Below are 20689 nucleotides of genomic sequence, written 5' to 3'. Positions count from 1 at the left end.
GGGGGGCCGCCCGCGCCGCTCTACAACCGCCCCCATGTTCAAATCCGTCCTTGTCGCCAATCGTGGCGAGATCGCCTGCCGCGTCTTCCGCACCGCCCGCGCGATGGGGATTCGCACCATCGCCGTCTATTCCGAGGCCGACGCCGACGCCCTGCATGTGCGCGAGGCCGATGAGGCCGTGCTGATCGGCCCGGCCGCCGCCCGCGAATCCTATCTGGTCGCCGAAAAGGTGCTGCAGGCCGCGAAGGACACGGGCGCCGAGGCCATCCACCCCGGCTACGGCTTCCTGTCCGAGAACGCCGACTTCGCAGAAGCCGTCATGGCGGCGGGCATCATCTGGATCGGGCCGAAGCCGGACTCGATCCGCGCCATGGGCCTGAAGGACGCGGCCAAGAAGCTGATGATCGAGGCGGGCGTGCCCGTCACCCCCGGCTATCAGGGCGAGGATCAGTCGGACGAAACCCTGACCGCCGAAGCGAGCAAGATCGGCTTCCCGGTCCTCATCAAGGCCGTCGCCGGCGGCGGCGGGAAGGGCATGAAGAAGGTCGACCGCGCGGAAGACTTCGCCGACGGCCTCGCCTCGGCCCGCCGCGAGGGTCAGTCCTCCTTCGGTGACCCGCGCGTGCTGATCGAAAGCTACATCACTCGCCCGCGCCACATCGAGGTTCAGGTCTTCGGCGACAGCCACGGCACGGTCGTCCACCTGAACGAGCGCGACTGCTCCCTGCAACGCCGCCACCAGAAGGTCATCGAGGAGGCCCCGGCCCCCGGCATGGACCAGGCGACCCGTGACGCCGTCACCGCCGCCGCCGTCCGCGCGGCGAAGGCCGTGAACTATCAGGGCGCCGGCACTATCGAGTTCATCGCCGACGCCTCCGACGGCCTGAAGGCCGACCGCATCTGGTTCATGGAGATGAACACCCGGCTGCAGGTCGAACATCCGGTCACCGAGGCCATCACCGGCGTCGATCTGGTCGAATGGCAGTTCCGCGTCGCCGCGGGCGAGCCCATCCCGCTGAAGCAGGACGAGATCGGCATCAACGGCTGGGCCATGGAGGCCCGCCTCTACGCCGAAGACCCGGCCAACGGCTTCCTGCCGTCGATCGGCAGGCTGCACCACTTCGTCATGCCCGAGGACGCCCGCGTCGATACCGGCGTGATGCAGGGCGGCGAGGTCAGCCAGTTCTACGATCCCATGATCGCCAAGCTGATCGTCCACGCCGACACGCGTGAGGACGCCGCCGCCGATCTGGCCGAGGCCGCCGCGCAGGTCGAGGTCTGGCCGATCAAGACCAATGCCGCCTTCCTCGTCCGCTGCCTAGAACACCCCCGCTTCATCTCGGGCGACGTGGACACGGGCTTCATCGCAGCGGAGGAAGCCACGCTGATTCCCGGCGATATCGCCGATCCCGAACTGGACGCGGCCGCCCTCGCCCTGGTCGCCGGCGACACACGCTGGGATCTGCGCACGGGCAGCAACGATGTCTGGGGTCCTTGGGATCGGGCTCACGGTCTGCGGCTGAACGGTGCCGAGCGCGCCTTCCATCGTGCCTCACGCAATCAGACCACGGTCGTCGGCGAGGTCGTGCCCGATCTCGACGGCCCCGGTTCAAGCGTCACGACAGATGGGCGTACGCTTTGGGTGACGCAGGGCTATGACCTCGTGACTGTCGGCGACCGCGAGTTCGGACACCTGGAACGCAACTCCGGCTTCCATCTGCTGTTTGATCGGGGCGAGACCTGGCAGGTCGAGATCGCGAAATTCTCCGCCACCGGCGCCGCCGCGGGGCCCGCATCCGACGGCTCCCTGCGCGCCCCCATGCCGGGCAAGATCGTCGCCGCCCCGGCCAAGGCGGGCGACACCGTCGCCAAGGGCGCGCCCATCGTGGTTCTGGAAGCCATGAAGATGGAGCACGCTCTCGTCGCACCCTTCGACGGCGTGGTTCAGAGCGTTTCTGTTGTCGTCGGCGATCAGGTGGGCGACGGTGTCGTCCTCGCCGTCGTCACCCCTGTTGAAAGCCTGCCCTGATGTCCCTGATCGCCGCCTTCGCCGCCGGACTGGCCCTGTCCGCCTCGCCGTCGCCCCAGACCGACGCCCTGTCCGATCTGAAACCGGCGGATCGCGCGGACCTTCAGTGCATGACCCTGCTCACGGCCATGGTCGGCGCCGAGCAGAATGAGACCACGCGGCTGACCCTGACCTCCGGGATCACCTACTATCTCGGTCGGCTTCAGGGGCGGACCCCGGACGTCAAATGGGTGGATCGTCTGATGGCCTACGCCCGCACCGAACCCACCGCCGCCCTCGAGGCCAACCGCACCCGCTGCGCGGGAGAAATGCAGGAGATGGGTCGGGTCATGACCGCGGCGGCTTCAGGCGGCTGATCGCGAACAGCCCTCAGCCCAGCCCCAGTCCGCCCACCGGCGTCGTCACGGTCGCATCCTCGAACGTGGCGATCAGCGGCAGGCCCTTACGCAGCAAGGTCTTCACCGCCTCGTCGGCCAAGGCGTCGCGGTGGGCGGCTTCATTGATCCAGACCTCGCTCACCCGGATGGCCTCCGGGTCGGCCGGATCATGCGACACGACATAACTCAGGCACCCCGGCATCCCCAGCGCCACCCGGTCCAGCAGAATCGCCGTCAGCGCCTCCCGCTGACCCGCCCGGGCCGTCATCCGACCGATCAAACCGTACATGCCGTCGCCTTCCGTTGCGGCAGCCTCTACGCCCGTGCATCCCCCCTGTCTTCACGGGGAAACTACTGAGCCCCACGTTAACGTCGGTCACCAGAACAGCCTCTGACCTTCGCCCGAAAGTGGCGGAGCCGGAGCTCGGAAAGTGGCTAGTGGCTAGTGGCTAATGGTTAGTGGTTAGTGGGTGGCTTGGCCCCTGGCCGGCGCGCGCTGACCGCCGTCCCTGTCATCCACTAGCCACTAGCCACTTGGCGTCCCCGCCCTGTGCCTACCGATCACAGCTTTCGGTCCGACACCCGGCCCTCCCCGCTGGCGCCCGGCCCCGCATCGCGCCATATCCCCACCATGCCCCTGCACATGATCAAGCTCTGCGTCGGCGTCTCCGAGGTCGAATGGCTGGAGCGGCGCGCCGAGGGCGGCCGGCCGCTCATCGTCCACACCCGCATGACGCCCAAACGCGCGACGGAGCTGGAGGACGGCGGCTCCCTCTACTGGGTCATCAAGGGCTCGGTCCTGTGCCGCCAGCCGATCCTCGACATCTCGACGCTCGGCGAAGGCAGCCAGAGCCGCTGCGAGATCACGCTGGAGCCCCGCGTCATCCGCACCGCCCCCCTCGCCCGCCGCCCCTTCCAGGGGTGGCGCTATTTCGAGCCCAAGGACGCCCCCGCCGACCTGACGACCGCCGACGCCTCGGACCTGCCGGATGATCTGGCGCGGGAACTCCGGGAGTTGGGGGCGTGGTGAAGTCGAGGGATTAGGGATTGGGGATTAGGGATTAGGCGCAGCCCCTGAACCGAGGTCGCCCTTCCCCGTTCACGGCGAAGCTGATCTAACCCCTTCCCTAATCCCCAATCCCTAGTCCCTAATCCCTCCCATGCCCCCCGCTCGCTCCGACCGGCTCTCCGACGCCCTGCACCGCATCTTCGAGCGGGGCGGAAACACGCCCGCCAGCTGGTTCGCGCTGACGGGCGGCGAGACCCTGTTCGCCGAGGGCGATCCGGCGGACACCCTCTACCTGCTGCGCGCGGGCCGTCTGGGCGTCTTCCGTAGCGAGAGCAACGATCAGCCGCCCCAGTTCGTCGGCGTCATCCGCCCCGGCGAACCGGCGGGCGAGATGGCCATGCTGGCGGGCAGCCCGCACACCGCCGACGTCGTCGCCCTGCGCGATTCCGAGGTGCTGGCCCTGCCCCGCGACGCCTTCTTCGAGGCCGCCCGCACCGAGCCCGACCTGATGGTCGAGCTGTCGCGCCTGATGATCCAGCGCGCCCGCGACCGCCGGTCCGGCGGCGGCGAGCCCAGCGTCTTCGGCTTCATCTCCGCCCGCCCGCGCCCCATCCGCGCCTTCGTCGAGCGGATCGCCGCCGCCATCGAGGCCGAGGGCTTCACCTGTCAGGTCATCGACCACTCGGCCCTGTCCTCCGCCGCCGACTGGTTCAGCCGGGTCGAGGATTCGCACGACTTCGTCCTGTACGTCGCCGAGGCTGACGAGCCCGCCTGGGCCGCCCTGTGCGCCCGTCAGGTGGATCGCCTGTTCGTCGTCGGCCAGTGCCTGCTGGCCCCGCCCAACCGCCCCCTGCCCCATGCCGGGGTGCTGGACGCCCAGCGCCGCACCGACCTGATCCTGCTGCGCGACCCGCGCATGGCCCGACCGCACAACACCGCCGTGTGGATCGACGCGGTCCAGCCGGGCCGCTGGTTCCAGGCCATGGAAGGCGATCTCGCCGACGCCGCCCGCATCGCCCGCGTCATCACCGGCACGGCGGTCGGGGTGGTGATGTCCGGCGGCGGCGCCCGCGCCTACGCCCACATCGGCGCCCTGAAGGCCCTGCGCGGGGCCGGTGTGCCCATCGACTTCGTCGGCGGCGCCTCCATGGGGGCCGTGGTCGCCGCCGGTCCGGCCATGGGCTGGACGCTGGACGAGTTGGAGGACCGCATCAGACGCTCGTTCGTCGACAGCGACCCGCTCAGCGACATAACCTTCCCCATGCTGGCCATGAGCCGCGCGAAGAAGGTCGATAACCTGCTTCAGGCCGCCTACGGCGACACCGACCTGGCCGACCTGCACCTGCCCTTCTTCGCGGTCTCGACCAACCTCACCTCGGGCCGGATCGAGATCCATCGCCGGGGCCTGATGCGCCGGGCCATGCGCGCCACCATCGCCATCCCGGGCCTGCTGCCGCCTGTGGTTCTGGACCGTCAGGTGCTGGTGGACGGCGCGGTGCTGAACAACCTGCCCGCCGAGGTGATGCGCCAGATGAACGCCGGGCCGGTCATCGGCATCGACATGTCGCAGGCGCGCGGCGTCGATCCTCACATGATCGAGCATCCGCCGTCGATCTGGCGGCTGATCGCCACCGGCGCCTGGCGTCGCGGTCCGCCCATCGTCTCCATCATGATGCGCTCGGCCACCCTGACTTCGGACGCCGAGATCGAGCGGTCGCGGGGCATCGTGGACATTCTGGTCCAGCCCACGCCCGACGGCGTCGATATTCGCGACTGGAAGGCCTACGGCCCCGCCGTCGACGCCGGCTACCGCGCCATGGCCGCCGAACTGGAGGCGCTGGACGGCCCGGTCACCGGCCTGCGCCGTCGTCGTACCGTCGCCGCGCAATCAGGAACAGGCGTGGAAACGGCAGAAGGGTCACCCCGTCCGGACGAGGCGGAAAAGCCCGCGAAAGGGCGTCGGAAAGCGCCGAAAGCCAGGCGGCCGTCATAGCGGGATCATCCGCCAGCGCCGTCAGGTGCGGCCGCAACGCCGTGCCCTTCATCCATTCCAGCACCGGCGCCTCGCCGGTCAGGGCGTGCAGATAGGTGGTCGACCAGATATCGATATCCCCGCACCGCTCGGCCAGCGCGTCGTAATAGTCCGCCGGGTCCAGCAGGGCCTGAATGGTCCGCCGCTCCTCCAGCCGGTCGGCCCACGGCCCTTCTCCGCGCACCTGCCGCATCACCCGGTAATGCAGGGTGTCCCACGACAACGGCATCTGCACCGCGATGACCCCGCCCGGCGCCAGCAGACCCGTCAGCCGCCGCAGCAATGCCTGATGGTCCGGCAGCCATTGCAGGGACGCGTTGGCGAAGATCAGGTCCAGCGGCCCCTCCGGCTCCCACGTCGCCAGATCGCCCTCGACCCAGTCCACATCGGCTCCCAGCCCCCGCGCCTGCTCCAGCATGGCCGCGCTGGCGTCCAGCCCGGTCACATGGGCCCGCGGATGCCGCCGCTTCAGCAGGGCCGCGTGCTGCCCCGCGCCACAGCCCAGATCGACGATCGCGCGCGGCTCCAGATCGCCCGGCAGCCGCAACAGCAGATCCAGCGCCGGCCGATCCCGCTCGGCCTCGAACCGGCTGTACTGATGGGGGTCCCAGACGGGCTGTGCGGCAGGGTTGCTCATAGGGCGGAGCATAGGCCGTTGAGAGCGGCGCCGGGCAAGTGATTGGTGATCGGGTGATTGGTGATTAGCGGTTTCGGACAGCCTGCCTCACCAACCTGGCCCCGGTGACGCCGGCAGCAATCACCAATCACCAATCACTTGCCACGCGCAAACCGCGTCAGACAGGAACACTGTTTCCGGGAGAAAGCGTGGAAGGCGATGGTACAGCCTCTCAGGTTTGAACTGAGGACCTCCGGCTCCACAAACCGGCGCTCTAACCAACTGAGCTAAGGCTGCACATATCCGCGCGAGCGGCGTCTTTAGCTGCGTCGGTTGTGGGGATCAAGAACCAATTGCGCCGATGCGGATGCGATCTGCGACGCCCTTGAACGCACAGCCCGGAAAGTGGCGAGTGGCGAGTGATTGGTGGGTGGCCTGGACGTCGGTCAGCGCCCACCGGCCACGGTCCAGGCCACCCACTAACCACTAATCACCAATCACTTCGCCGCTCAGGCGCCCGAACACACGGGCGCCGACCTCCCGCCTCAGCTCCAGCCCCGGCTGGCGATGTATTGCTCAAGCGCGGTGATCCGCGTGGTGTCGGACGGGTGAGTCGAGGCGAACTCGGGCGTGGAGCCCTGGCGCTGTTGCTGCATCAGCCGCCACAGGGTGACAGACTCGGCCGGGCGGTATCCCGCGCGCTGCATGTAGTCGACGCCCAGACGGTCGGCCTCCAGCTCATCCCGGCGCGAGAAGGGCAGCAGCACGCCCAATTGAGCGCCCAGACCGCCGATGGCGCCCGCCGCCTGGCCATAGTCTCCGGCCGCGCCCTGCACCCCGCTGAGAACCAGTCCGGTCGCGGCGCTGGTGGAATAGCGCTCGGCGGCGTGGCGGGCGACGACGTGACCGACTTCGTGCCCCAGCACGGCGGCCAGCTGATCGTCATTGCGGACCAGCGCCAGCAGGCTGGTGGTCACCCCGATCTTGCCCGACGGCAGGACGAAGGCGTTCGGCGCGTCACTGACGAACAGGGCGTACTCCCAGCGTCGGTCGCCCAGCCCCGCCGCATTGACGATCTTGCCGCCGACCGTGCGGATGCGGTTCAGCGCGGCCGGGTCGTTGGACTGCCGCTGGGTTCGCAGGGTCTCGGCCCAGACCGCGTCCGCCTGCTGGGTCAGGGCGCTGTCGTCCACGATCAGGAACTGGTTGCGGCCCAGGGTGTCGTTGTAGGCGCAGGCCGACAGCGCGGCTCCGGACAGCAAAAGGGTGGCGAGGATGGCGCGTTTCATCGGGTCTCTCCGCAATCAGCTTGGCCGTACAGAACGTCATTCCCGCCGAAAGGCTCCGGGGCAAGAGGGCGATGGACGCAAGCGCAATGTGACGCCTTCGGGCTCTCACCGCCCATCCAGCTCCCCGGCCAAAACAAAAACGCCCCGGGGCCGAAGCTCCGGGGCGTCCCTGTCTTGTCGCTTTCGCTCAGCCTTAATCCGGCATCTGGAAGCGCGAGGTCCAGCGGACCACCGCGCCTTCAGCGGCGCCGTCCACCGTCCGGGGCGAAACCCGCGAACGACGGGCCGCGGCCAGAGCGGCTTGGCCGAAGCCGGCGCCGGCGGGATCTTCCGAAACCACCGAACAGTTCGTCAGGCTACCGTTCGGTTGAACGTTGCACTGGATCGTAACCCGGCCGGATTCGATGCCACGCGAGATCGCGCGTTCCGGGTAGTCCGGCAGGACCTGACGGGCCCAGCTCGGCTGCGTGATCACCGACTGACGCGCCGGCGGAGCCGGAACGGGCGCCGGTTGGGGCGGCGTGGTGGTCACCACCGGCGGACCGGGGTTCTCAATACGCTGATCCTTCGGCGTCGGCGCGAGGACGACGGGCGGCGGCGAGACCGGGCTCTGAATCGGAGCCGGGACGCGCACCTGCAGCTTCGGCGGCGGGGGCTGGTTGCTCGGCGGCGGCGGCGGCGGCGGGGGCGGCGGAGGCTCGGGCAGAGGCTCGATGATCTCCACGTTCACCGCGTCGTCGACGTACCGGATTTCCCGCAGCTTGAACTGCATGTTGACGAAATAGATCGCCAGCAGAACGAACAGGGAGGTGACGACGAGCAGGCTGACGATGAGCACGCCGGGGGGAACCCCGAGGAAGCCCTTCTTGCGCGGCGCGTCGTACCGGCTGCGATGATATTCAACAGTCTCGGTCATGGTTGAACCGTCTCCCGTTACTGAGTCGACTGGTCTTCGCCGACCAGAGCCACGGAATAGAAACCGTGATCCTGGAGCGAATTCATGACCTGCATGAAATCACCGTATCGGGTCGTCTGGTCCGCGCGGATGAAGATACGCTCATCCGACGGCAGCTTGTTCCCGATCAGCTTGCCCAGCTCGGCGCCGACCGAAGTGATATCCACCTCGTCATCACCGATATAAGCCGAGCCGTTGTTCTGGATAGACACATAGAACGGCTTCGGGGGGTTTTGCTGAGGTTTAGCGACCGCAGCAGGAAGTTTCACCTCCACCGACACGGTGGCGAGCGGAGCCGCCACCATGAAGATGATGAGCAGAACCAGCATGATATCAACGAAAGGCGTGACGTTGATTTCCGAGTTCTGCTCAATGGCCCACTTGCCACCGCCGCCGCCTCCAAGTTTGGCGGCCATCCGGGTTACGCCCCCTTGTCGAGGTTACGCGAGATCGCGTTGATCAGTTCAGCGTTGAAGCCGTCCGAACGGGTGCCGTAGGCCGCGATGCGCGTGTTGAAGTAGTTGTAGAACACGACCGCCGGGATAGCGGCGAACAGGCCGATGCCGGTGGCGAGCAGGGCTTCAGCGATACCCGGAGCAACGACGGCCAGGTTGGTCGTGTTGGTGTTCGCGATACCGATGAACGAGTTCATGATGCCGTACACGGTGCCGAACAGACCGACGAACGGACCGATCGAGCCGGTCGAGGCCAGGAACTGCTGGCCGCCCGACAGGCGCTTGGCCAGACCCGATTGAACCGCCGACGTCGCTTGTTGAGCGCGCAGCAGGGCCGAGTCGGAGTGTTCGCCGGTGACCGAAAGGCCGGCCTGACGCGACAGTTCGATTTCGTCGGTGGCCGCGGCGGCCATGTCGGCCAGCGGGTTGCCGTCGAACTCGTCCGAGGTGGCGACCTTACGCATGTCAGCGATGGTGCGGGCCTGACGGAACGATTCCAGGAAGCGGTCGGTGGCGCGGTTCAGCGAACCGAACTCGAACAGCTTGATGAGCAGCAGGGTCCACGAGAAGATCGAGGCCAGAACCAGGCCGATCATGACGACCTTCACGACGATGTCGGCGTGTTGGAACATCGACGCGACGGTCATCTTGCCGCCTTCGGCAGCCGGCTCTTCAGCGGCGGCCGGTTCAGCGGCCGGAGCCGGGGTCGGGGCGGGGGTGGTGGCGGCCGGAGCGGCAGTCGAGGCCGCCGCGGTCGGGGCGGCCGTTTCCTGCGCGAGGACCGGCGAACCGACCATCAGGACGGCGGCGCCGGCCATGGCCAGAAGAATGTTGGTCTTTTTGAAGTCGAGCATAGTTCGCCAGGTCCTGCTTTGGTGTCTGACTCGTGGAACCCAGGGAGCAGACCAATCTGGCGGCCGGCCCCCGATGAAAATCTCGCCCGTAAACTCAGGGATTCACAGAACCCCGATTTACGGAACGCCTCCTGAACGCTTCCGGTTGCCTGAAGGCTCCCGGGGCGGTGTCGGCAGGTGTGGGGAAACCGTTTTCCCAACTCCTCCCGGCCGCTCGCAAAGGAAAGCGGTCAAGCTCCTTTGGCGAACGCATACCAGAGCGTCAAGTGCGCAACGCCGCTTTTCCCCTCGGGGGAGAGCACGCGCGTTCGTTGCGGAAGTTTCAGGTTGAAAGCGTCAATTTCATGATGGTTCGGCGGAACGTTCGACCCTTTATGAGGGCGCACGGATGATCTTTTTGGAATATTGCACCGCACAATGGAATTTCATTCCACGGTTGTCGCGCGACCGGGACGACCCTGCCCGTTAATCACTATGAACAGGGTCATTCACACCAAACAGCGATCGGTTTTGACGTGACGTGAACCATCGCCCGCCTCCCGGCGCCGACGCGCCTGCGGGAGCGATCCGCCGCGCGAATACGCGATAATACGCAGTCGCGGAAACGCGCCTGCGCGAGGGTGCGGCGGATTGACGTGAATCGGGGGATCTCGGGGGCTGGCGGCCATCTTTTGAAGGAGATGGTGCCCGGGGGCGGATTCGAACCACCGACACGCGGATTTTCAATCCGCTGCTCTACCAACTGAGCTACCCGGGCGCCGCGCCGAAGCGAGGGAGCGGGGTCTATAGACAAGCCCATTCCCGGTGGCAAGCACCTCTGTCAGTCTTCTTTGAACGGACCGCGTTCGGCGTCATCCGTCGGCTCGTCGTCGCGCACCGGAATGGTGTAGCCGCCGGTGAACCAGCGCTGCAGGTCCACATCCGCGCAACGCTTGGAGCAGAAGGGTTTGTAATCAGGACGCGCGGGCGCGCGCGTGCAGATCGGACAGGTCGCCATGGTCACTCGGCCTCAATGGAAAAGACGCCCGGCCCCGCCGCGGCGTCGATCTTCAGATGGGCCCGGGGCCCCAGTTCCGCCACCAGCGGCCCGGTGAGAGTCGCCAGCTCCGGACCGCAATGCAGGCTGATCCGCGCCCGCCCCGTATCCTCCAGCATCGCCGACCTCAAACGACGCACCGCCTCCTGGGCCAGCTGGACCGGACGCAGACGTCGCGCCGCCGGATCGGCGTACAGCACCTCCTCCAGCGGGGTCTCGCGCCAGGGCAGGGACAGCATCAGCACCCCGAACCGGTTCACCGGACCGATCACCACCGCCGGATCGCCGCCGAAGGCCGCCTTGGCCGCCTTCAGAATCATCTGGCCGTCATGCTGGTTTCCGATCAGGTCGATCGCGACCAGCCCGCCCCAGCGATTCAGCCGGATCAGCCGCGCCGCCTCGTTCAGCGCCAGACGATTCGTCTCGTCCCTCGGCCGGGCGCGGCCCATGTCGTGGGCGTTCAGATCCACGTCGACGGTGATCATCGCCCGCGTGCGCTGCACATGAACCAGCCCGCCCGGCACGGCGGCGGGCGCCTGCGCCTCGTCCACCGCGCGCCGGCCGGCCTCAATGGCCTCGCGTCCGGTGATGATCCCGGCGCCGGGGGCCACCCGCTCCAGCGTCTGTGTCAGCGTCGGCCCGGCGGCCAAAAGACGGACATCCCCCTGCCCTGCCGCGATCCAGCGCGCGACCGGCGCCTTCTGTTCGCGCCGTTCGGCGGTGATCTCGACCTCGACCTTGGCCCCGACCGGCGCCGAAATCCCGCCCTTCAGCGGCATGAACGCCTCATGCCCCCCGCCCAGATCGATGAAGGCGCCCTTCAGCCCCGGCGCGGACTGCCGCACCCGCGCTACGGAACGCGCGCCCAGCCGCGTCTGCGGGACATCGTCGGCTCTCTCTATGTATATGTGTTCGGCGCGGCCGTTCCGTTCGACCACCGCCCGCAGTTCGCCGGGCGTGTCATCGAGGAAGACCTCGACCGTCACGGCTTCCAGCCCACGCCGGTCAGCAGGTTGACGCTCTCATACAGCGGCAGGCCCATCACGGCCGGATAGCTGCCGACGAGGCGGGTCACGAAGGCCCCGGCCCGGCCCTGGATGCCATAGCCCCCGGCCTTGCCCTTCCATTCGCCCGACGCGATGTAGTCGGCGATCTCGGCGTCGGACAGGACCTTGAAGGTCACGCGGGTCTCCACGACCCGATGGCGCACCTGTCCGCCCTTCGCCACGGCCACTCCGGTATAGACCCGGTGCCCCCGTCCCGAGAGCAGCTTCAGAAAGCGCACGCATTCCGCCTCATCGGCGGCCTTTTCGAGGAAGCGGCGGCCCACGGACACCACGGTATCGGCGGCCAGAACCACGGCCTCTGGCGCGCGCTGCGCCACCACCTGCGCCTTGCCGATGGCCAGACGCGCGGCGAGGCGCGGCGGCGTCTCCCCGGCCAGCGGGGTCTCATCGATGTCGGCGGGCTCGATTCGATCGGGCTTGATCCCGACCAGCGCCAGCAATTCCACGCGGCGCGGACTGGCCGAAGCCAGCACCAGTTCAGGACGCGGCAACGCGCGCGTCCCTTACTTGAAGCGGTAGGTGATACGGCCCTTGGTCAGGTCGTAGGGGGTCATTTCGACCAGCACCTTGTCGCCTGCCAGCACGCGGATGCGGTTCTTGCGCATCTTGCCCGCGGTGTGGGCGATGATTTCGTGGTCGTTCTCAAGCGTCACGCGGAACGTCGCGTTCGGCAGCAGTTCGCTGACGACGCCGGGAAACTCGAGCAGTTCTTCCTTAGCCATGCGGCCTCTCACGCCCGTTGGATACGATTAAACGACGCGCGCCGGACGGCAGCGCACGCCGAAGGAGCGGCCATATGCCTGAAAAAGGCGGGATAGTCGAGGCGTCGGCCGCTTCGCGACCAACGAGTGGCGAGTGGCGAGTGATTAGTGGTGAGTGGGAGACTGGTCGAACGAGTTGCGCACACCGGAGCAAGTCCAGGGCTCTGACACTCACCACTCGCCACTAATCACTCGCCACTCCGGCGCGCAGCGCCGGGCGTCACCGCCGATACAGCGCCGTCACCAGGGTGAACAACCGACGCGCCGTCTCGTGATCGACGGTGATCTTGCCGTCCAGCCGCGATTTCAGCAGCTCGGCGCCTTCGTTGTGCAGACCCCGGCGGCCCATATCGACGGCCTCGATCTTGGACACGTCGGTCCCGCGCAGCACTTCGTAATAGCTGTCGCAGATGTCGATGTAGTCCTTGATGGTCTTGCTCAGCGGCGACATCGACAGGCCGTGGGCCTTCGCGAAGTGCGGCCCGGCGATGTCGAACACCAGCCGCCCGTCCTGTGACGACAGCTTCAGCGCATAGGGGCCGGTCTCGGCGCCCGCGGGCTCAAAGCTGTTCTTCTCCACCAGATCGAAGATGGCGACGCGTCGCTCGTGCTCGATCTCGGCCGAGGCCGCCGGCAGGGACGCGGCGTCCAGCGTGATCGAGGCCAGCCGATGGTCGCTCACCGGGGGGCCGCCCCGTTCGAGGTCCCGTTCAGCGCCGCTTCCAGCGAGCCTTCCAGATGGGTCGGCGCCATCTTCGCGGGCCAGCGCTCCGACAGGTCGGTCAGCACCGCGTCCAGGCATTCCACGTCGATCCGCAGATCACCGCCGCCCGCGAACATCATGATGACCCGCCCGCCCGGCGCCTCGCCCGGCTCGAAATGCATGGCCAGCAGCTCCAGCGCCGTCTCCGGCCCGCGCGGCAGGCGACGGCTCTTGACCGAGACCACATCGCCGAACTGCATCGCCGCCATCACCCGGGTGCCGCCGCATTCCCAGCAGAACCGGCTCAGCGTCACCGTCAGCAGGCGCGCCCCGCGCTCCCAGACAATGTCCACCGGACGCATGATCGCATCCTGCAACGCCACCGAGATGATGCTCAGGTCATGGTCGTCCTCGGCCAGCAGGCGCAGGGGCTCCATCGGCGACTTGATCGCCTTTTCCTCCGCCGCGCCGTCGGCCTCAGTGCTCATGCGCCTCGCCCTTGATCCGCCGGATGTTCGCGCCACAGGCGCCCAGCTTCTCTTCCAAACGCTCGAAACCGCGATCCAGATGATAGACCCGGCCGACCGTGGTCTCACCCTGCGCGACAAGTCCGGCGATGACCAGACTCACCGAGGCCCGCAGATCGGTCGCCATCACCGGCGCGCCGTGCAGCACCTCGACGCCCTTCACCACCGCCTCGCCCGCGTGAACGTGAATGTCCGCGCCCAGTCGCGCCAGCTCCGGCGCATGCATGAAGCGGTTCTCGAAAATGGTCTCGCGGATGGTGCTTTCGCCCTCCGCGGTCGTCATCAGCGTCATGAACTGCGCCTGCAGGTCGGTGGCGAAGCCCGGATAGACCTCGGTTTCCAGATTCACCGCCTTCAGACGCTGCTTCGGATCACGCTTCACGATCACCCCGTCCTCTGTCGGGCTGATCTCGACGCCCGCGGCGACCATCTTCTCGGTCAGGGCGGTCATCAGCTCCGGGCGCGCCTTGGTCAGGCGCACCTCGCCCCCGGCCATGGCGGCCGCGACGGCGTATGAGCCCATCTCGATCCGGTCCGGAATCACCGACCACTCGGCGCCGCCCAGCGAGGTCACCCCGGTGATGGTCAGCACATCCGTGTCGATACCCTCGATTTTCGCGCCCATGGCGGTCAGGCAGCGGGCCAGGTCGCCGATCTCCGGCTCCCGCGCCGCCTTGCGCAGCACCGTCGTCCCGTTGGCCATCACGGCGGCCAGCAGGGCGTGCTCGGTCGCGCCGACCGAGACGAACGGAAACTCGATCTCGGCGCCCTGCAGACCGCGCGGCGCCCGGGCGGTGACATAGCCCTCGTCCAGTTCGATCTCGGCGCCCAGCGCGGTCAGGGCCTGAAGGTGCAGGTCCACCGGACGCGCCCCGATGGTGCAGCCGCCCGGCAGCGAGACCTTGGCCTCGCCCGTGCGCGCCAGCAGCGGCCCCAGCACGTTGAAGCTGGCCCGCATCTGGCGGACCAGATCATAGGGGGCGAAGGTCGAGCTGATGGTGCGGCCGTCGAACAGGGTCTCCTGCCCGTTCGCGCCGTCGCGCTCGGTCACTTCCACGCCCAGCGCCTGCAGCAGCTTGCCCAGGAATTTCGTGTCCGCCAGACGCGGCATATTGGTCAGCAGCAGCGGCTGATCCGTCAGGATCGAGGCGGCCATCAGCTTGAGGGCGGAATTCTTGGCGCCGCTGACGGGAATCACCCCGTTCAGCTGGGCGCCGCCGGTGATGGCGATGCTGTCCATGACGTCTCTTGAAGTCCGAAGCGGGGAGCTCCGGCGGATCGACTATCCTAGACCATTTTTGCTTCAGGTCGGCACGACCTGAATCCAAAAAATGGTCCGGAATTATGCTGAAGCGAAATCTGAGTTCAGTTGGGCGAGTCCAACTGAACCGATTTCGCTTTAGCGCGGTCGGATGGTCCTGTGAAAGGCCGCTCGAACGGTACGCGCGATGACATTCAGTTGCTCGGTCTTGCGGCCTTCGTCGCAACCTTGCGACGGCGCAGATTGTCCCGCAGCGCCTTGGCCAGACGCAGGGCCTTCTCGGCCTTGGCCCGCTCGGCCTCGACGGCCGGGCCAGACGGCGTCGTCACCTCGGCGGCGGCCTTCACCGGCGACTCAACCGGGGCCGAAGGGATAACCTCCGGCACGGCGGCGGCTTCGGTCGCGGGGATCACGGGCTTGTCCATGACTCGGATCAGAGCCCGCCCCGCGTCCCGGCGCAAGGCCCCGACACCGTTAACGCGGCGCCTTGTCCACCGCCCGGGCGCCCTCCGCCTGCCTCTGATCTCAAACTTTTCGCATCGGATTGGAAATAGAGCTTGGCCCCCGCCGCGACGTTGGCTATAGGGCCGCTTCCTCGGAAAGAGGCCGCCGTAGCTCAGTGGTAGAGCGCATCCTTGGTAAGGCTGAGGTCGTGGGTTCGATTCCCCCCGGCGGCACCATTCTGAAGTCAAAGGCCCGATCCTCCCGGATCGGGCCTTTTGCTTATTCGGGCCTTCCTCTTCGCTATCGTCATCCCGGCGAAGGCCGGGACCCAGCGGCGCCGCGGCGGCGGCCAAACCCGCTCTCAAAGACACAGGCAGCGTTGCTCCCGACAGATTCGCGCGCCCGGGATGACGATAGCCACAGGGCGCACTGCGACATCCCGACCGCGACTCCTTCGCAAGTCCGTGCTACGCCACCGACCATGCTCCGGCGCGCGCAACTCCTGATGAACAAGCTGGGCCTTCTGGCCGTGCTGCTGTTCGCCATGGGCGCGGTCTGGCCGGCCGCTGCGGCTGTGGCCTGCGTCGAGCCGGTCGAGGCGTCCATCCAGGCTGTTCAGGCTGAAGCCGCCTCCCCCTTCGCCCCACCGTGCGAGGACCCGGCCTGTGAGCATTGCGTCGGCGCCTGCGGCCATGGCTGCTGCCACGCCCCGCACGTCGCCTCGCCCCATACCCCCGCGACCGCCCTCAACCTGATGGCCCAGTCGCATGACGCCCTGCGCTGGGCGTCCTCGCCCGGCGCTCCGGTGCAGGCCGCCTACGGCCTCGAACGCCCTCCACGGGTCTGATCCGGCGCGTCCTTTAGCGGCGCGTCCTCCCTCATCCTGATCAGACATCCGGCCCGCGCCGGTCGCGCCTTCCTGAGCGCGCCCGCGGGTCAACCGAGGACACCCATGGCTACCCGCAAACACTGGCTGATGACCGGCGCCGCCGTCATCGCCGCGCTCGGCATCGGATTCGGCGCCGCCCGCCTGTTCGATTCGCCCGCCCCTGCCGCCGACTCCCATGCCGAGGGGGAGGAAGGCCATTCCGACGAAAAGGCCCCCGAAGGCTTCGTCGCCCTGACCGAACAGGAGGCTGTCGCCGCCGGCGTCACCCTGACCGGGCTTCAGCGCGGCGGCGGCACGGAGCTTCGCCTCCCCGGCCACGTCTCTCTGGCGCCCGGCGCGGAAGCCCGCGTTGACGCCCCGCTCGCCGGGACGGTCACAGCCGTCCATGTCGGCCCCGGCGCCCGCGTGCGGCGCGGGACGGTGCTGGTCACCCTGCGCAGTCCCGAAGGCGCCGCCGCCCGGGCGGACGCCGACACCGCCGCCGCAGAGACCGAGGCCGCCCGCGCCGCCCTGACCCGCGATGAGACCCTGTTCGAGCGCGGCTACATGCCCCGCGCCCGGCTGGACGTGACCCGCGCCGAGGCCCGGTCCGCCGAGGCCCGTCTGCGGTCGGCCCGCGCCCGTGTCGCCGCCTTCGGCAATCCGGGCAGCGACGGCGTCGTGGTCGTCCGCAGTCCCGCCGACGGGGTCGTCACCCGCCTGATCGCCGCCCCCGGCGTGACCCTGCATGAGGAGGCCCTGCAGGTGGCCGAGATCGCCGACACCGGCCGCGCCGAACTGGTCTTCGACGCCCCGCCGTCCGCCGCTCGTCTGCTGACCATCGGCTCGACCCTGCGCGCCGAGACCGCCGACGGCGCCGTGCTGCAGGCCGTCGTCGTCGCCGTCGCTCCGGCGACTCAAGGCGGCACCGCCACCATCCGCGCCACGGCCCAGGGCGCCGCGCCCGCGCCCGGCACGGTCCTGTCGGCCCGCCTGCCGGTCGGCGGCGGCAACGGCCTGACCGTCCCCGCCGACGCGGTCCAGACGGTCGAGGGCGTGACCTCGATCTTCGTGCGCGAAGGCGACGGCTTCCGCGCCCGCCCCGTCACCGTCGGCGCCACCGCCGGGGGCCGCACCGAGATCCTGTCGGGCCTGACCGGGTCCGAACGCATCGCCGGCGCCGGCGCCTTCGTGCTCAAGGCCGAACTGGCCAAGGGCGAAGCGGAGCATGGGCACTGATCATGCTGAACCGCATCATCGACGCCGCGGTCCGTCACCGCTGGCTGATCATCGTTCTGGCCGTCCTGTGGGCCGCCGTGGGCGCGCGCGAGCTCATGCGCCTGCCCATCGACGCCGTGCCGGACATCACCAACCGGCAGGTCCAGATCACCACCGTCGCCCCCGCCTTGGGGCCGGAAGAGGTCGAGCGGCAGGTCACCTTCCCGCTGGAGACCGCGCTCAGCGGGATGCCGGGTCTGGTCGAGACCCGCTCCCTGTCGCGCCACGGCTTCTCCCAGATCACCGCCGTCTTCACCGACCGCACCGACATCTGGTTCGCCCGCAATCTGGTCAACGAGCGGCTTCAGGACGCGCGTGAGGACCTGCCCGGCGGGCTGACGCCGACCATGGGGCCGGTCGTCACCGGTCTGGGCGAGGTCTACATCTGGACGCTCGAACTCAAGGGGACCGCAGGCGACGAAGGAGTCCTCTATGTCACCCCCGAGGGTGAGCGCCTGACCACCGACGCCGAGAAGGCCACCTACCTCCGCACCGTTCAGGACTGGATCGTCGCGCCCCAGCTGCGCGGCGTCGACGGCGTCGCCGGGGTCGATGTCCAGGGGGGCTATGTGAAGGAGTATGCGGTCCATCCGGACCCGGCTCGCCTCGCCGCCTACGGCGTCGGTCTGGTCCAGCTGGTCGAGGCTCTGGAGCACGCCAACCGCATCGCCGGAGCCGGTTACGTCAACCGCGCGGGCGAGGCGTGGATCGTCCGCGCCGACGCCCGTATCCGCACGCTGGACGAACTGGCCGCCACCCCGATCCTGAACCGCAACGGGCAGGTGGTCCGGGTCTCCGACGTGGCCGTGGTCGAGATCGGCCGCGCTCCGCGCCTCGGCTCCGCCAGCACCAACGGCCACGAGACCGTTCTGGGCGCCGCCTTGATGCTGCAAGGCGAGAACTCCAGGGAAGTCGCGAAACGCGTTGGAGAAAAGCTGGAAGCCATCCAGCCCAGCCTCCCGCCCGGCGTGGTCATCGTCCCGGCGCTGGACCGCACGGCTCTGGTCGAGGCGACCATCGGAACAGTGGAGCACAACCTGGTCCTCGGCGCCGCTCTGGTCATCGGCGTGCTGTTCCTGGCGCTGGGCAATGTCCGGGCCGCCGTGATCACGGCGCTGGTCATTCCGCTGAGCTTCCTGTTCGCGGCGACGGCCATGAATCGCTTCGGCATCAGCGCCAATCTGCTGAGCCTCGGCGCGCTGGATTTCGGACTGATCGTAGACGGCGCCGTGGTGGTGGTCGAGAACACCCTGCGGCGTCTTTCGCTGGAGCGGCAACGCCTGAATCAACCATTGACCCTGAGCCAGCGTCTCGGCGTCGCCGCCGCGGCCGCGCGGGAGATGGCTCGCCCCGCCGCCTTCGGCCAGGCCATCATCCTGTTGGTCTACGCCCCCCTGCTGATGTTCGAGGGCGTGGAGGGCAAGATGTTCGGCCCGATGGCCGCCACGGTCATGCTGGCCCTTCTGGGGGCCTTCATCCTGAGCTTCACCTTCGTCCCGGCCCTGACCGCCATCTGGGTGCGCGAACCCAAGGCCGGGCATGAGGACGGGGAGACGAAGATCAGCCGCGCCGTCCGCGACCGCTACGCCCCCCTGCTGGGGCTGGCCCTGCGGCGGCCCAGACTGGTCATCGGCGGCGGTGTCGGCGCGCTGGCGGCGGGCGCCCTCGCCTTCGCCACGCTGGGCTCCGAGTTCGTGCCGCAGCTGGATGAGGGGGACATCCTCGTGCAGGCCCTGCGGGTGCCCTCGACTTCGCTGGAGCAGTCGCAGGCCATGCAGTTCCGGGTCGAGACGACGCTGAAGGCCATGCCCGAGGTCGAGCGGGTCTTCACCCGCACGGGCACCGCCGAGGTGGCCTCGGACCCCATGCCGCCGTCCATCTCGGACACCTTCGTCATGCTGAAGGACCGCAAGGACTGGCCCGACCCGTTCCTGCCCAAGGCCAAACTGGTCGAGCGGATGGAGGAGGCCCTCAGCCATCTGCCGGGCCAGACCTATGAGTTCACCCAGCCCATCCAGATGCGGTTCAACGAGCTAATCGCCGGGGTCCGCTCGGACGTGGCGGTCAAGGTCTATGGCGACGACTTCGAGGCCATGACCCGCACCGCGGAGCAGGTCGCCGCCGTCCTGCGCCGGATCGACGGGGCCGCTGACGTCCGGGTGGAGCAGGTCTCGGGCCAGCCGACCCTGACCGCCCGCGTGGACCGGACCATCGCGGCCGCGCAGGGCATCCACGCCTCCGACGCCGCTGACGCCCTGGCCATCGGTCTGGCGGGTCAGGCGGCGGGTCAGGTGATGGAGGGCGACCGCCGGTTCGACGTGGTCGTCCGCCTCGACGACGCCCTGCGCAACGACCCCGTCGCCATGGCCCAGCTGCCGGTCATGCCCGAGGAGTCCGAGCCGGGCGCCCCGACCGTGCCCCTGTCCTCCGTCGCCCGCTTCGAGGCGGGGGAAGGCCCCAACCAGATCAGCCGCGAGAACGGCAAGCGCCGGATCATCGTGCAGGCCAACGTCCGGGGCCGGGATCTGGGCGGCTTCGTCGCCGAAGCCCGGAGAGAGGTGGCCGCCAAGGTCCAGCCCGTCGCCGGCGGCTGGTTCGACTGGGGCGGTCAGTTCGAGAACCTCGAACGGGCCTCGACCCGACTGGCCCTGATCGTGCCTCTGGTCTTCCTGACCATCGGCGCCCTGCTGTTCCTGGCCCTGCGCTCGCTCAGGGACGCGGCCCTGGTCTTCGCCGGGGTGCCTCTGGCCCTCGTCGGCGGCGCGCTGGCGCTGGCGGCCAGAGGGATGCCGCTGTCGATCTCGGCGGCGGTGGGCTTCATCGCGGTCTCCGGGGTCGCCACCCTGAACGGGCTGGTCCTGATGCAGTCCATCCAGCAGCGGCTGGCCGAGGGGGATACGCCACTGGAGGCCGCCCTGACCGGGGCGGTCAGCCGCCTGCGGGCGGTGCTGACCACGGCGCTGGTGGCCGTGCTGGGTTTCATCCCCATGGCCTTCGCCTGGGGACCGGGCGCGGAGGTCCAGAAGCCGCTGGCCACCGTGGTCATCGGCGGCCTGACGTCGGCCACGGTTCTGACCCTGATCGTCCTGCCGGTGCTGGCGTCGCTGGGGCGCAGGACGGCAGGCTGA

General features: G+C 68.7%; 20 protein-coding genes, 3 tRNA genes and 1 pseudogene. 8 read left to right on the top strand and 16 right to left on the bottom strand.

Annotated elements, in window-relative coordinates:
• The first annotated feature begins 34 nt into the window (after positions 1 to 34).
• Positions 35 to 2029 carry an acetyl/propionyl/methylcrotonyl-CoA carboxylase subunit alpha gene (locus ACODRV_RS16295; protein WP_488909036.1) on the top strand — a complete coding sequence of 665 codons (1995 nt, stop codon included), beginning with the start codon at positions 35 to 37 and terminating at the stop codon, positions 2027 to 2029.
• Positions 2029 to 2385: a hypothetical protein gene (locus tag ACODRV_RS16290; RefSeq protein WP_141627230.1), complete on the top strand. Its 357-nt coding sequence runs from the start codon at positions 2029 to 2031 to the stop codon at positions 2383 to 2385. The genes ACODRV_RS16295 and ACODRV_RS16290 overlap by 1 nt, the downstream gene beginning before the upstream one ends.
• A 13-nt stretch (positions 2386 to 2398) precedes the next feature.
• On the opposite strand, the gene ACODRV_RS16285 is transcribed toward ACODRV_RS16290, so the two are convergent.
• Positions 2399 to 2695 carry a putative quinol monooxygenase gene (locus ACODRV_RS16285; RefSeq protein WP_488909035.1) on the bottom strand — a complete coding sequence of 99 codons (297 nt, stop codon included), beginning with the start codon at positions 2693 to 2695 and terminating at the stop codon, positions 2399 to 2401.
• A gap of 342 nt (positions 2696 to 3037) precedes the next feature.
• Here ACODRV_RS16285 and ACODRV_RS16280 point away from each other — a divergent pair, with 342 nt between their 5' ends.
• Both ACODRV_RS16280 and ACODRV_RS16275 read left to right on the top strand, forming a co-directional pair.
• On the top strand, positions 3038 to 3436 hold the full coding sequence (locus ACODRV_RS16280) for a DUF1489 family protein (protein WP_488909034.1): 399 nt from the start codon (positions 3038 to 3040) through the stop codon (positions 3434 to 3436).
• A 130-nt stretch (positions 3437 to 3566) separates the two neighbouring features.
• Positions 3567 to 5408, top strand: coding sequence for a patatin-like phospholipase family protein (locus ACODRV_RS16275; protein WP_488909033.1), 1842 nt, complete (start codon positions 3567 to 3569; stop codon positions 5406 to 5408).
• A gap of 238 nt (positions 5409 to 5646) precedes the next feature.
• On the opposite strand, the pseudogene ACODRV_RS16270 reads toward ACODRV_RS16275, so the two are convergent.
• The 15 genes and pseudogenes from ACODRV_RS16270 to ACODRV_RS16200 all read right to left on the bottom strand — a co-directional run.
• Positions 5647 to 6084 (bottom strand): annotated as a pseudogene (locus tag ACODRV_RS16270) (methyltransferase domain-containing protein); the annotation flags it as partial.
• Between the two features lie 199 nt (positions 6085 to 6283).
• Positions 6284 to 6360, bottom strand: a tRNA-His gene (locus ACODRV_RS16265).
• Between the two features lie 248 nt (positions 6361 to 6608).
• Complete coding sequence (locus ACODRV_RS16260) at positions 6609 to 7352, bottom strand: M48 family metallopeptidase (protein ID WP_141627234.1); 744 nt, start codon at positions 7350 to 7352, stop codon at positions 6609 to 6611.
• A gap of 193 nt (positions 7353 to 7545) precedes the next feature.
• Positions 7546 to 8268, bottom strand: coding sequence for a TonB family protein (locus tag ACODRV_RS16255; protein WP_141627235.1), 723 nt, complete (start codon positions 8266 to 8268; stop codon positions 7546 to 7548).
• A gap of 17 nt (positions 8269 to 8285) precedes the next feature.
• On the bottom strand, positions 8286 to 8723 hold the full coding sequence (locus tag ACODRV_RS16250; RefSeq protein ID WP_141627236.1) for a biopolymer transporter ExbD: 438 nt from the start codon (positions 8721 to 8723) through the stop codon (positions 8286 to 8288).
• Between the two features lie 5 nt (positions 8724 to 8728).
• Positions 8729 to 9616 (bottom strand): MotA/TolQ/ExbB proton channel family protein, encoded by an 888-nt coding sequence (locus ACODRV_RS16245; protein ID WP_488909032.1) that lies wholly within the window; start codon positions 9614 to 9616, stop codon positions 8729 to 8731.
• Positions 9617 to 10297: 681 nt separating this feature from the next.
• Positions 10298 to 10373: transfer RNA gene (locus ACODRV_RS16240), tRNA-Phe, on the bottom strand.
• A gap of 63 nt (positions 10374 to 10436) precedes the next feature.
• Entirely contained in the window at positions 10437 to 10613 is a 177-nt protein-coding gene (locus tag ACODRV_RS16235; protein ID WP_488909031.1) for a DNA gyrase inhibitor YacG, read from the bottom strand.
• Positions 10614 to 10615: 2 nt separating this feature from the next.
• Positions 10616 to 11638: a ribonuclease E/G gene (locus ACODRV_RS16230; protein ID WP_488909030.1), complete on the bottom strand. Its 1023-nt coding sequence runs from the start codon at positions 11636 to 11638 to the stop codon at positions 10616 to 10618.
• Positions 11635 to 12210, bottom strand: coding sequence for a Maf family protein (locus ACODRV_RS16225; protein ID WP_488909029.1), 576 nt, complete (start codon positions 12208 to 12210; stop codon positions 11635 to 11637). The genes ACODRV_RS16230 and ACODRV_RS16225 overlap by 4 nt, the downstream gene beginning before the upstream one ends.
• Positions 12211 to 12222: 12 nt before the next feature.
• Positions 12223 to 12441: a translation initiation factor IF-1 gene (gene infA, locus ACODRV_RS16220; RefSeq protein WP_003164348.1), complete on the bottom strand. Its 219-nt coding sequence runs from the start codon at positions 12439 to 12441 to the stop codon at positions 12223 to 12225.
• A 259-nt stretch (positions 12442 to 12700) separates the two neighbouring features.
• Positions 12701 to 13162: a UPF0262 family protein gene (locus ACODRV_RS16215; RefSeq protein WP_168196750.1), complete on the bottom strand. Its 462-nt coding sequence runs from the start codon at positions 13160 to 13162 to the stop codon at positions 12701 to 12703.
• A complete protein-coding gene (locus ACODRV_RS16210; protein WP_488909028.1) occupies positions 13159 to 13671 on the bottom strand; it encodes a DUF2948 family protein in 513 nt (170 codons plus the stop codon). Before ACODRV_RS16210 ends, ACODRV_RS16215 begins: the two co-directional genes overlap by 4 nt.
• Positions 13661 to 14950 carry a UDP-N-acetylglucosamine 1-carboxyvinyltransferase gene (gene murA, locus ACODRV_RS16205; RefSeq protein ID WP_141627242.1) on the bottom strand — a complete coding sequence of 430 codons (1290 nt, stop codon included), beginning with the start codon at positions 14948 to 14950 and terminating at the stop codon, positions 13661 to 13663. Before murA ends, ACODRV_RS16210 begins: the two co-directional genes overlap by 11 nt.
• A 215-nt stretch (positions 14951 to 15165) precedes the next feature.
• Positions 15166 to 15396 (bottom strand): hypothetical protein, encoded by a 231-nt coding sequence (locus ACODRV_RS16200; RefSeq protein WP_488909027.1) that lies wholly within the window; start codon positions 15394 to 15396, stop codon positions 15166 to 15168.
• A 180-nt stretch (positions 15397 to 15576) separates the two neighbouring features.
• On the opposite strand from ACODRV_RS16200, the gene ACODRV_RS16195 reads away from it, so the two are divergent.
• From ACODRV_RS16195 to ACODRV_RS16180, 4 genes are all read left to right on the top strand, one after another.
• A tRNA-Thr gene (locus ACODRV_RS16195) sits at positions 15577 to 15651 on the top strand.
• Between the two features lie 245 nt (positions 15652 to 15896).
• A complete protein-coding gene (locus ACODRV_RS16190) occupies positions 15897 to 16262 on the top strand; it encodes a hypothetical protein (RefSeq protein WP_488909026.1) in 366 nt (121 codons plus the stop codon).
• 105 nt (positions 16263 to 16367) lie between these two features.
• The gene (locus ACODRV_RS16185) at positions 16368 to 17522 is read left to right on the top strand and encodes an efflux RND transporter periplasmic adaptor subunit (RefSeq protein ID WP_488909025.1); all 1155 of its coding nucleotides are present in this window, start codon (positions 16368 to 16370) and stop codon (positions 17520 to 17522) included.
• 2 nt (positions 17523 to 17524) lie between these two features.
• Entirely contained in the window at positions 17525 to 20689 is a 3165-nt protein-coding gene (locus ACODRV_RS16180; RefSeq protein WP_488909024.1) for an efflux RND transporter permease subunit, read from the top strand.

The organism is Brevundimonas sp. FG8 (genome assembly GCF_057808845.1).
Note: the sequence above shows the minus strand (reverse complement) of the source record. Positions and strands in the feature narration are given on the sequence as shown.